Origin of the sequence: Paenibacillus sp. P3E, from assembly GCF_001909045.1 — a bacterium.
GTDB classification, from domain to species: domain Bacteria; phylum Bacillota; class Bacilli; order Paenibacillales; family Paenibacillaceae; genus Paenibacillus_AQ; species Paenibacillus_AQ helianthi.
Window position 1 is genome coordinate 1 of the sequence record NZ_LVWH01000027.1, and the last position, 11,353, is coordinate 11,353.

Here is an 11,353-nt window from a genome sequence, read left to right on the forward strand (position 1 = left end):
AAGTAATAGTCTTTTATTGATTTTTTTATAGAATATTATGTATCCATGCCATTTTTAGGGTTATTGGAACGTAACTGTGTAACTGGTAACTGGCGATAGTTGCCAGTTTTATTATTTCTGTTAGTGTATTCTGCCCACCATCCATGTACCTCTCAATGCTGTACCACATAGTATGAAAGTTCAATCGTTCTTTCATGGGGTTGAATAATTGCCAACAAAGAGACGACCGGATTTAGTGTACTGCATTCTGGTCGTCTCTTTGTTATTTTCTACTTACCAAAAATTCCACTCTACACTTTACCATTATTTGTGATCCGGTTCCCCGCACTGTCTGTAACGGCAAATTTTAGGGCCATCCGCTAGGGATGACCCTTTCTTTGATCTTGTTTTATTCAACAGTGAAAAGAATTGTCGTACCTGCATGTAAAATTTATAACTTTCTTGCCCATATAGTAGCGCGATTTGTAGCTTCAACATTCAGCTCTGGAATCGGGTCATCGGTATAATTTTGATAGGTACACACAATGGTAAACCCGGCATCTGATAGCCAACCGTAAACTTGCGTTTGCGTGGGAATGTGCTTATACCAACGCTTGGGTAAGATGATCTGCTCACCGCTATTTGTGGTGAGCTCCCAGTGACCAGTTCCGGTACAAATCTGGGTTATAGGGTCATACACGCTCCCATAGCTAACACATTGGCCAGTCGTGCCCAATTCGTCTGTCCCTATGAAAGAGCTACTCTCTTTCAGCCTATTGAACCGGGCTGCTGGATCATATTGCAGGTCAAAATCAATATAAAGATGTCCACCCTTACGAAGCGCGGCCGCAGCATTTTTAATAAGGGTCTTTTGTGCATCTTTGTAATCGATCTCGCATTCAATGTTAATCAGTATATTACCTGCCATGACTACGACATCATAACCGACACCCCATCCGGAAATTACTGCATCAGCTTGATAACAGCGAATATTCGTTAAACCCAACATCTGGCGATAACATCGCAGGAGCATATGTTCATCGGAATCAAGGCCTGTAACGAAATGATTCGCCTTTGCTAGAGGAACACAGATCCTACCATCACCACATGCAATTTCAAGTATATTCAGTGGTTGATTATCTGTTTGCTCTGTAAGTACTTTCAACAGAAAATCCACGTCGTGAGTTTGGTTTTCAAACTGTTCATACACACTAGCATACCAATGTTTTGCAATAAACTCTCTATTCACAGGTTTACCTCCATTTTTTATAGGAGGGTTAAATTATAGTCACCCTCCAAGAAACAAAGCAGGTGAACAAATCTGTCATATTTAATCATCTAATATCATCCTTTCATCGTTTAATGGAAAGCGGATAAATAAAGAATGTATTTCTCTTTGATTATAACCAGGAAATATTTAACAAACAATGTAAAGATTCTTTATAACTATTCCCATCAGTGGAGAGACTGAACGAGTTCATGAAAGACCGTCACAAAAACATTTTTCTAAACTTGCTTTCCGTAAGCAAAAGTCCCCCTCTAGATACGCATCCGAAAAAAATCGCCCTCATTTATGATACGGTTCTCCGCGCTGTTTGTAACGCAAGTTTTAAGACCATCCTTATGCGGGATGGCCTCCGCATGATATCACTCCGTTCTTGACAAAGCATTCTCAATCGCTAGACAAGCGGCTCGATTAGTACCTTGTCAGACCTTCGCACAAGGTCCACAGTTTCTTGCCCGCTCTAGCATCAAACTTAGTGTGAATCGGTACGATTTGCTTCTTATCATCGAAGAATACGCCATTTGCGCGCTCTATTTCTTTCGCAGACGCCAGATAAACCCCGATCCCGCATTCTGCTTTGACACGTGCGTTTAAGAGAGGTGCAGCCGCCCTCAAATACCAAGGCGCGTTCCTCGCGAGATTGGATTTCACAAACCCCGGATAAAAAGCGTTGGAGGTCACTCCCGTTCCTTCCAAACGCTTTGCCAATTCGAAAGCAAATAACGTCCTGGCGAACAGCGACTGGCTGCTTGCACGCATCGTGCTATACTGGCGCTCCATTTGAATATCATCGAAGTTAATGACGGGATTCTTCAAAAATCTAGGGTTACCCGACACTGTGATGACGCGTGCAGGTCCGCTTTCTTGGAGGATGTCGAGCAGCCGGTTAGTCAGCAGATAATGACTATGCACATTGACCGCGAACATACGATCAATCCCATCAGTCGTCAATTCCTTCTTAAAATAGACTGCACCACAAGCATTAATAAGCACATGCAATTGATCGTACTTCCGCTTGAACACGTCGCTGACTTCCCGGATCGATGACTGTAGGGAAAGGTCCGCCGCCAACCAATCTCCCCGGCTGTTGCCTGTGGCTTCCAAAATATCCTTTAATGCAGCTTGTCCACGCTCTGCACTTCTGCTGATGATCACGACCTTGGCGCCAAGTCTGGCTAATCCCGTTGCGATTGCTTTTCCTACTCCGGATGTTCCCCCTGAAATTAAAAACACTCTGTTATCAATATCCGTACGTGCGTCGTTCATCGTCTCTCCCCCTTGTATGCAGCAGCAAAAACTTTCGCGAAGTCTACGAGCTTGACTTTGCCTAGATGGTAGTCGGTGGCGCGGAGACTGGCGTAAAATTCATCGGGGCTCTCACCAGCGCGGCTCATTTGGGCGAAGCGGTTAGCGGTGTCTTCGTGGAAGCCTAGTTTTATCATATTCTCAATGAGGGCCAAGGCAGGGATTTGTTGGTATTTGGCTTCGATACCATTCTCGGCAAGAGCCTTGAGCCAGTCGTTGCCTGTAGCCCAATCGCTAACGACGAATTTCGCACTTTTGCCTGCTGGGGTGTGATCAATCAGGGCGTAAGCGACGTCCGCAATATCAATGGGGCTGACCCAACCGTGCGCGATAATAGCCGAAACTGGACTAAAAAGGGTTTGCATCGTTTTAAGGCTTTGCATGTCGGCAAAAAGATTGCTATAAAAGCCGACAGGACGTATATGAGCAACGTTCACGCCTTCAAGCGAGTTAAGTGCGTCTTCTGCAAAATGATAGCTGTAAAGGATGCCAGCGTTAGGGTTGTCGGCGCCTACTGAGCTGAGGTTGACGACGTTTTTCACACCCGAATTTTGCACGGCGGTCTTATAATTCTCAGAGAGCTCGATTGCGCTCTGCCACATGTCGATGCCGGAGGTTGGATTGATGCCTGAGATCATGAGATAAACAACGTCGCTACCTGTAAAAGCCCGGGTAAGGAAGTCTACGTCCCGGTTTGAGCCTACTGCTGGTTTGGCACCGAGCGCTTCGATGTCGGCGATACGATCACTAGAGCTTGTGATGACTGTGACGTCGTGTCCATCAGCGATGAGGCGTGGAAGGTAGTAACGATTAATATTGCCAAGTGAGCCGAGTACTGTGATTTTCATTGTGCATTCTCCTTCTTTTTGATAAAATAGTGTCACAAACTGACATTTTCAATCATTGTATACCTGCGGGTTTTTTATTGTCAAGAAAAAATGTCAGAAACTGACCATTCTATTTTTCTTCCATTAATCACATGAATAGGAATGATAAAAATGAAAAGCAAAGAAAAATTACAGGCGGCGGCCACCAAATTATTTATGGAAAAAGGCTATGAACACACGACTGTGCAGGAGATTGCAAGTCTTGCGGGTGTGACGGAGCGAACCTTTTTCCGGCAGTTCAAGGACAAGTCGGACGTACTTTTTGACACGAACAATGAGCTGGGGCAGGGAGTTTCGGCTTTTATCACGGATAAATTTGAAGTCGAGCAAAAACCGCTGAAGCTTGCGGTTGAAGGCTTTGTGTCGATTTCCGAGTTTTTCGAGGGCTCGCGGGAGAGGGTGCTTGCGCGGAATCAAATTATTCAAAGCAATCCTGATCTGCAAGAACGGGAGCTGTTGAAGGGGCAGGTGCTCATTGCGTCTGTCACAAACTCATTATCTGCCAAATATGATAGCGATGTGTCGGAGCTTGCCGCGCGATTTGCGGTTGAAATTTTTCACATGGCATTTATTAAATGGATTAATAGCACTGAGAAAGGCCTTGCGGAGCATTTACTCACCGTTTATGAGTTGTATGAGAACTCGTTTTGCTGCGTGGATTGAAAGTTTAAAAAAACTTGACGTTATTTATGATACGGTTCTCCACGATTTATCTTAACCGCCCGATACACCTGCTCATGTGACGGAACATTAAGAACCCGCATAACCATTGGTGTTATGCGGGTTCAGAATTTATATGCGATCATGGAAGACACCATGATGACGATGATGCTTGGAGGAATATAAATGTTATTTTGGGACTACATTAACAGCTTGGTCAATCTGATCTTGATCTATCGTTTTTTCACAGGAGTTTCTTGATGTCATCCTTGATTTGCTCCGATTGCGGACCAAATACGATTTGTACCGCACCCTGACCCAATCTCATTACCCCCGATGCTCCCAGTTGCTTCAGCGCGGCGTCCTTGACTGCTTTCTCATCATTCACAATCAGCCGCAGCCGTGTAATACAGGCATCAATGTTGCGGATGTTGGACGGTCCGCCGATATTCTCCAGGATTTTGACTGCTCTGGAGGATGCGGAGATTTTTGCTCCACTCACATCAGCCTCCAGGATTTCGTCATCAGCATCATCCTCACGCCCTGGTGTTTTCAAATTGAACTTCACAATAACAAAGCGGAACAAAACATAATATAGTACGAAGAACGCAAGTCCGACCGGAAGCAGGACCCAGGCATTGGTGGAAAGCTTTAGATTCGTCAGGTAATCAATCAAACCCGCAGAGAAACTAAATCCAAGTCTTACATCCAGCAAATACATTAAGGCCATGGAAAGACCAGTTAAAAGCGCATGCACCAAGTACAAAAGCGGTGCGACGAACATGAACGAGAACTCCAAAGGTTCGGTAATACCGGTAAGGATAGAGGCGATAGCTGAACCAATAAATATCGAGGCCACCATTTTCTTTTTTTCAGGTTTTGCCGTATGGATAAAGGCCAATGCAGCCCCCGGCAAAGCGAACATCATAATTGGGAAGAAGCCCGTTGTGAACATCCCTGCGCTTTTATCACCTGCAAGGAAACGCCATATATCACCATGGATAACCTCCCCGGCAGCATTTTTGAAATCACCAAGCTGAAACCAGGCAATGGTGTTAATTACGTGATGCAGACCGATGGGAACCAGCAGACGGTTTGCTGTACCGAAGACGAATGCCCCAAAAGCGCCAAGACTTACAACCCAGTTACCGAAATCACTGATTACATCCTGCACCGGACTCCAGATCATACCGATCAAGACAGCCAGGACCATAGTCGATGCAGCTGTTACAATCGGAACAAAACGTTTGCCGGCAAAGAAACCAAGCCAATCGGGCATTTTGACGTTATGATATTTTTTGTACAGGAAAGCTGCCCACGCCCCGGCAAAGATTCCGCCAAGCACGCCCATATCGAGCACAACATCATCCCCGATGAAACCGAAGGTGGCCGGTACAATGCCCAATACTTTCGTAAGTACCATATAGGCAATCAATGCGGACAAGGCAGCTACGGCGTCCCCTGCAAAACCGATAGCAACACCCACCGCAAAAATCAATGCTAAATTCCCAAAGATGGCGCCTGCACCAGCATTCAGAAAGGGGGCAATATACTGATTCAGAAATCCACCAATAGCACTGCCTAAATGTAAGTCCTTTTCATAGTCGAGCAATCCTAAACCTTGCAGAATCGCCGCCGCCGGCAGTGTGGCTACAGGAAGCATCAGTGACTTACCCAATTTTTGCAGAAAAGCTAACATTCCAATCATCCCCTTGTTTCGTATTTTACTTGGCTAACCATGAAGCTATATGCTTTATTACCTGGATGCCACAGTCAGAATAATGACTTTGCCGGCAACAACCGGACCATAATGGTAATCCATTTCAAGATCCGTTTCTCCGTTGCTGGTTACAATGACTGGTGTTATGGTCTGATAGCCTGCCGCCTGTATGAAAGCGATATCAAATTCAATCAGTGTCTGCCCTGCTTTTACTTCATCTCCGCTGGTAACATGACTAGTGAATCCGCTCCCTTTCAGGCTTACGGTATCCATTCCGATATGCAGCAGCAGCTGAAGTCCTGAAGAATGTTCTATTATCACGGCATGACTGGATTTGACCACATGGGCAATTTTTCCGTCAAAAGGGGCCATTAATCTCCCCTCACTAGGTTCTATAGCTATTCCTTTCCCCATATGTCCACCTGCGAAGGTTTCATCCGGGACACCTGATAATGGAACGGCCTGGCCGCTCACCGGAGCATAAATCTCCAGCACCTGCACTTCGGTAGGGTTCTTTTCTTTTTTCGATTTCCATTTAGCAAACATTACTTCTCTCTCCTCACTGTTGCTGTTTGTCTAAGGTCTGGAACAAACGCCGCAAATGCATTGCGAGGAAGCAGATTTCTTCTTCCGGAACTTCTGCACCCAGGGATTCCTGCATGACCTTGCCCATTTTTTGGGCCAGCTTGTATTCCTCTTTGTATTCTTTTTGAATATGCTTCACGAACGGATTGTCGATGAGCGAACCCTGCAGAATCCGTTCAATCGAAAATCTTAGATGAATCATCAGCCGGATATGGTTCATACTGCCATGTGCAAAGGTTATCTGACGTTCTACCCGAATCATATCCAGCAACTCGCTGACGATATTTGAGGCTTTCACCAACTGGCCAATCGGCACATTACTGACCGCAGAATACACGTGATAGGTTAGAAATCCCACTTCGTCTTCTGGAATCTGAACCTGGAACTCCGCGCTGATTTTTTCTGCCGCCCTGTAAGCGATCTCAAATTCCTTGGGAAAGGACATTTTGGTCTCCTGAAGGAACGGGTTGACAATGTCCATTCCGTTCCGGAGACGGTAAATGGTGAACTGGATATGGCTGGGGAGCGCCAAATAGATCTTGTCATTCAACTTGCCAGAAAATTCAAGGGCAATATCCGCAATAATATCATCCGTAATTCTCATCACTTTGGGATCTATATCTTCAAGCAAAATCTGATATTGACTCCATTCCTCACGATCCTCCAGACGGAATAATTTCTCAATCCGCTGGTCATTCGCATCAATGATTCCTGAATCTTTTACCGCAAATCCAATCCCTTTGCCAATAATCACATATTCTTTGCCCTTTCGGCCTCCTTGCACCATTACAACGTTATTGCCGATCACCCGTAGTACCTCAAATTGCTCATTATCCTTGGCCAAGGTCCCCCTCCTTTCCATTCATTGTCAGATTTTTTTGCATCAAAAAGAGCCAAGAAAGACTCAAATGAATGAGATCAATTCTTGGCTCATGCCCTTAAAGGTAACACGCCGCTTGCATATAAATGATCATTTATAAAACCATAATAAATCAAACCTATATTTCCGTCAATGGGTTTTTGAAAAGTCAAATCCATCCAACAATCGGCACATCCGTGTAACCACATCCTTAATCACCACAGGCTTGCTGATAAAATCCGAGGCTCCTGCAGCCAGACATTTCTCACGGTCTTCCTTCATCGTTTTGGCTGAAATCGCGATAATAGGAAGTTCAGGCAACTGTAATTCGTCACGGATAATCGAAAGGGTATCATACCCGTCCAGGTTTGGCATCATGATATCCAAGAGCACAACATCTACTTCAGGGTGTTCTCTGACTATTTGCAGGCATTCGAATCCAGAATGAGCGGTTAGAATATTCATGTCATAGGGCTCCAGCCCTTTTTCCAGGGCATAGATGTTGCGGATATCATCATCTACGATCAGTACAGTTTTCTCATGCAGCTTCAAATATTCTCTTTCGAATGGTGTACTGTCCTTCTTAACAGGTATCTCCTGCCGTACTCCCCATTCCAAAGCAGCGGCTGCCGGGGTGCTCCAGACATCTGAAAAAACGGTATTGAACCCGTCATCTTCTTCACGGCAAGGGAGATACAACGTAAAGGTGCTGCCCGTCCCCTCTTTGCTATCAAGTATTATTGTGCCGCCTAACAATCTGGCAAGCTGAAGGGATATGGACAATCCCAAGCCTGTTCCGCCGAATTTCCGGGCTGTGGAGCCGTCAGCCTGACGGAACGCTTCAAAGATGATCTCCCGGTTCGCTTCCGAGACACCAATACCGCTATCCTTTACGGCAAAAGCGATTACAGGTTCAGCTGTAAGAAACTGTGACTCCGTAAAAGGTTCAACCCGGTGAATGTTCACCTCCACGAAACCCTTCACCGTAAACTTAAAAGCGTTGGAAAGCAGGTTCCTCAGGATTTGATGCAATCTCATTTCGTCTGTAAAGAATAAATCGGGAACATCATCCTGAAGTGTTACCTTGAAGTCTATATTCTTCTGCTCAGCAATTTTGTTGAAATAACCCTTCAGTATGAATGGCAATTCAGTAAGGTTGACGGCATCCCGTTCGACTGTCATTTTGCCTGCTTCTACTTTGGACAAATCCAGAATATCGTTGATCATTGACAGCAACTCACTGCCGGACGAATGAATGACCGCTGCATATCCGAGATCTTCTTCCGACAGGGAATCATTGCGGTTCTCAATAAGCAGTTGTGAAAGAATAAGCATACTATTAAGCGGTGTGCGCAGCTCGTGAGACATATTTGCTAAAAATTCAGATTTGTAGCGGGAACTTAGCTCCAATTGTTCATTATACTTTTCCAGTTGAACTGCAGCATTCTCGGCAACGGCCTTCTGATCCTCCAGCTCCCGGTTTATAGTCAGCAATTCCTGTGTATGATGCTGCAATTCCTCAGTTTGTACCTGCAATTCTTCGGACTGTACCTGAAGCTCCTCAGATTGAATCTGTAGTTCTTCGTTCATCGCTTGAGATTCTTTATACAAATGCTGGATCTCCATACGCGTCAAAACAGAATTCAAGGTGACCCCCAACATTTTCAGCAACTCACCAAACAGCTCAAGATGGTATGGGGCCCATTTGGTAAGTGAAGCCACTTCCAGAACGGCTACAGTTTTGTTCTCGAATAAAACAGGAGCAATAACAGCGAATTGGGGTGCGGATCTTCCGAGCCCGGAGTTAATACTTATGTAATCCGCTGGTAAATTCTCAATCCGGCTCAGCCTTTTATCAATCGCACACTGGCCAATGAGGCCCTCACCCAGGCGGATGATTGTCTTCCCGCTCCGGAACTCCTGATTCTCCGAACCGGCATAAACATACTTCCGTTCCAATTGATCGTTCTCACCCAGAACATAAATGACTCCGTACTGCATCTCCAGCATAAAGGACAGTCTGTTCACAAATGTCCTGCACACTACTGATAAATCCGTCGTTTCCTGAAGCGCTATAGACATTAAAGATATCTGTTCATTGTTCCAGTGATCCCGCTGCACAGTATCCAGAAGTTCATTTGTTGCTTTCCCCAGATCATAGATTTCATCCAGGGTCTTCACGGTGATCCGCTCGGACATATTTCCTCCGCCTGCAATACTCCGGATCGCCTGAATGACGCTACGGAGTGGATTGACAATACTGGCAGAGATCAGGTAGGTTACAAGAGCTGCTAAGAACGCAACCAGTGTCCAGAGAACATACATAATCTTCAGAAGCTTATTGTTGCTTTCTTTCAAATTGGTAATACGTTCGCTGGTAAGCTTCCGCTCGTTATCCCGGAAGTACTCTAACTGTGAGCGTATGGAATCAACGATCAGCTTGCCGCTGTCATTACGAAAGAAAGCGTTCACCGCCTCATTCTGCCCATTGCGCTTAAGATCAACTACATATTGTCCGGATATCTTGATCCATTGAACAATATTCTCTTGGATATCGTTCAAGTTCAATAGCTGATCCGGATTATCCCTAATCATACTGCTTAATTTAGTGTAATTAATCTTCCACTCTGTAGTCCCGCTATCATAAGGAGCCAAATAGCTGGGGTCTCCAGTAAGGGCATAACCCCGCTGACCGGTTTCCATGTCCAGCACATTTTTTTCAATCTGATAGGTAAGCTCATGCAAAGTCATATCATGATCGCTCAGAAAAACAGTTTCTTTCTCCAAGGCGCTAATCCTACCGGATACAACCAGCAGAAACAATCCCAGCATTAACAGGATCATGGCGTAACCGAGAGCAATTTTTCCGCGGATCTTCAGCTGTAAACCTCGCTTATCATGCAATGGTCCACCCTCCATCTGGAATTCCAATATATAATTCATTTACACAAGTTATTCTATAATTGTAAATGCTGGCAAATCAGATAACAAGGGTCCATTTGCATTATAATGCTGTTACAGAAAACTTTCGCTCCTAGGCAGCCTGTCCTTTAATTGTCTTACGTTGGCTTCCAGCTTCAAGATCACATCTTCCAGGTCCATCGGATCAATCCCCCGGATGACCGGTGCGGGTGCCGGAACAGCTTCAGCCTTTTGGGCTTTGTCCTTCATTTCGCGAAGCTCAATCTGCTGCTCCTGCCATTTATCCATCAAATCAGCTATTGTAGCATAGAAGCGCTCATAATCCTTGATCACGCTATCCAGAAACGTGTCTACCTCTTCGGCATCATAGCCGCGAAGCTTCATACTGAATTCTTTCTCATGTATGGTGAGTGCGTCGAGTGTAATGCCTAGTTGGCTGAACAGCTTTCTCTGCTTATCCAGTCTGCGTTTCATGTGTTCATCCATGTTAGTTACCTCCAAGTATATAGCGTTTCATCTGGCAGTAATCATTATAACAGGGTAACAGCAACCTGGAAATATCACTTAGGTTGTAGTTCTTAAGATTAAAATCTAATCCCTTGAAGATTAGAAATTATCCGAAACAGCTTTGTTCAAAATCCCTAGACAGCGGTCAAGATCCGTCTTGACCTGCTTCTTATACAATCTGGCTTTTTCCTCTCCATCCGTGGTGAAATGATACAGGACGATCTCTTGGAAGTCCACCTTGGGATCATTGCCTTTCAACTGCTTGGTCCGGTATAGAATCCCTTGCTGGACCAGTTCATGCAGTGCCCGGTAGATTTCACTCTGAGGAGGGGAATAGCCATGCGTTTTGAAATCTCTCCGCAAATCCTCAAGCATCTGATAGCCATACCCCTTATGTTGCTCAACCATTGTAATCAGATATACCTTGATAAAAGCCCTTTGGGCAATCATAAACGCCATGGGACACCTCCTAATGATGTGTTTCCTTATCTTTCCTGCACAACTTCAGTATAAACACTATTTCCCTGATTTCACAATAAGAAAATCAGAGAGAATCCCCTTCCTTGAAACCTTTTGTTAGGATCTAAATACCGCAATTAGTTCGAGTAAAATCGTTGAATCTAGAGTGTGTGATTCTTTTAGTT

The 11,353-nt window shown here is 45.0% G+C and carries 10 protein-coding genes; 1 reads left to right on the plus strand and 9 read right to left on the minus strand.

Features of this window, described 5'->3' with window-relative positions:
• Positions 1–430 precede the first annotated feature (430 nt).
• From A3842_RS04930 to A3842_RS04940, 3 genes are all read right to left on the minus strand, one after another.
• Positions 431–1,228, minus strand: coding sequence for a class I SAM-dependent methyltransferase (locus tag A3842_RS04930; RefSeq protein WP_074100644.1), 798 nt, complete (start codon positions 1,226–1,228; stop codon positions 431–433).
• Between the two features lie 447 nt (positions 1,229–1,675).
• A complete protein-coding gene (locus A3842_RS04935) occupies positions 1,676–2,530 on the minus strand; it encodes an SDR family NAD(P)-dependent oxidoreductase (protein ID WP_074100645.1) in 855 nt (284 codons plus the stop codon).
• Positions 2,527–3,417: an NAD(P)H-binding protein gene (locus A3842_RS04940; RefSeq protein ID WP_074083537.1), complete on the minus strand. Its 891-nt coding sequence runs from the start codon at positions 3,415–3,417 to the stop codon at positions 2,527–2,529. The genes A3842_RS04935 and A3842_RS04940 overlap by 4 nt, the downstream gene beginning before the upstream one ends.
• A gap of 150 nt (positions 3,418–3,567) precedes the next feature.
• Here A3842_RS04940 and A3842_RS04945 point away from each other — a divergent pair, with 150 nt between their 5' ends.
• Positions 3,568–4,119 carry a TetR/AcrR family transcriptional regulator gene (locus A3842_RS04945; protein ID WP_074100646.1) on the plus strand — a complete coding sequence of 184 codons (552 nt, stop codon included), beginning with the start codon at positions 3,568–3,570 and terminating at the stop codon, positions 4,117–4,119.
• Positions 4,120–4,360: 241 nt separating this feature from the next.
• On the opposite strand, the gene nagE is transcribed toward A3842_RS04945, so the two are convergent.
• From nagE to A3842_RS04980, 6 genes are all read right to left on the minus strand, one after another.
• On the minus strand, positions 4,361–5,815 hold the full coding sequence (nagE, locus tag A3842_RS04955; protein ID WP_074083540.1) for an N-acetylglucosamine-specific PTS transporter subunit IIBC: 1,455 nt from the start codon (positions 5,813–5,815) through the stop codon (positions 4,361–4,363).
• A 57-nt stretch (positions 5,816–5,872) separates the two neighbouring features.
• Positions 5,873–6,382: a PTS sugar transporter subunit IIA gene (locus A3842_RS04960; RefSeq protein ID WP_074100648.1), complete on the minus strand. Its 510-nt coding sequence runs from the start codon at positions 6,380–6,382 to the stop codon at positions 5,873–5,875.
• A 13-nt stretch (positions 6,383–6,395) separates the two neighbouring features.
• Positions 6,396–7,265 (minus strand): PRD domain-containing protein, encoded by an 870-nt coding sequence (locus tag A3842_RS04965; RefSeq protein ID WP_244169655.1) that lies wholly within the window; start codon positions 7,263–7,265, stop codon positions 6,396–6,398.
• Between the two features lie 165 nt (positions 7,266–7,430).
• On the minus strand, positions 7,431–10,184 hold the full coding sequence (locus A3842_RS04970) for a CHASE3 domain-containing protein (protein ID WP_178382293.1): 2,754 nt from the start codon (positions 10,182–10,184) through the stop codon (positions 7,431–7,433).
• 111 nt (positions 10,185–10,295) lie between these two features.
• Positions 10,296–10,688 (minus strand): DivIVA domain-containing protein, encoded by a 393-nt coding sequence (locus A3842_RS04975; protein ID WP_074083542.1) that lies wholly within the window; start codon positions 10,686–10,688, stop codon positions 10,296–10,298.
• Between the two features lie 120 nt (positions 10,689–10,808).
• Complete coding sequence (locus tag A3842_RS04980; protein ID WP_074083543.1) at positions 10,809–11,168, minus strand: replication termination protein; 360 nt, start codon at positions 11,166–11,168, stop codon at positions 10,809–10,811.
• Positions 11,169–11,353: the final 185 nt, after the last annotated feature.

Bases quoted from the DNA above. Each gene is read 5' to 3' on its own strand.
- A3842_RS04935 (WP_074100645.1), bottom strand. From the start codon at position 2,530: ATGAACGACGCACGTACGGATATTGATAACAGAGTGTTTTTAATTTCA.
- A3842_RS04940 (WP_074083537.1), bottom strand. From the start codon at position 3,417: ATGAAAATCACAGTACTCGGCTCACTTGGCAATATTAATCGTTACTAC.
- A3842_RS04945 (WP_074100646.1), top strand. From the start codon at position 3,568: ATGAAAAGCAAAGAAAAATTACAGGCGGCGGCCACCAAATTATTTATG.
- nagE (WP_074083540.1), bottom strand. From the start codon at position 5,815: ATGTTAGCTTTTCTGCAAAAATTGGGTAAGTCACTGATGCTTCCTGTA.
- A3842_RS04960 (WP_074100648.1), bottom strand. From the start codon at position 6,382: ATGTTTGCTAAATGGAAATCGAAAAAAGAAAAGAACCCTACCGAAGTG.
- A3842_RS04975 (WP_074083542.1), bottom strand. From the start codon at position 10,688: ATGGATGAACACATGAAACGCAGACTGGATAAGCAGAGAAAGCTGTTC.
- A3842_RS04980 (WP_074083543.1), bottom strand. From the start codon at position 11,168: ATGGCGTTTATGATTGCCCAAAGGGCTTTTATCAAGGTATATCTGATT.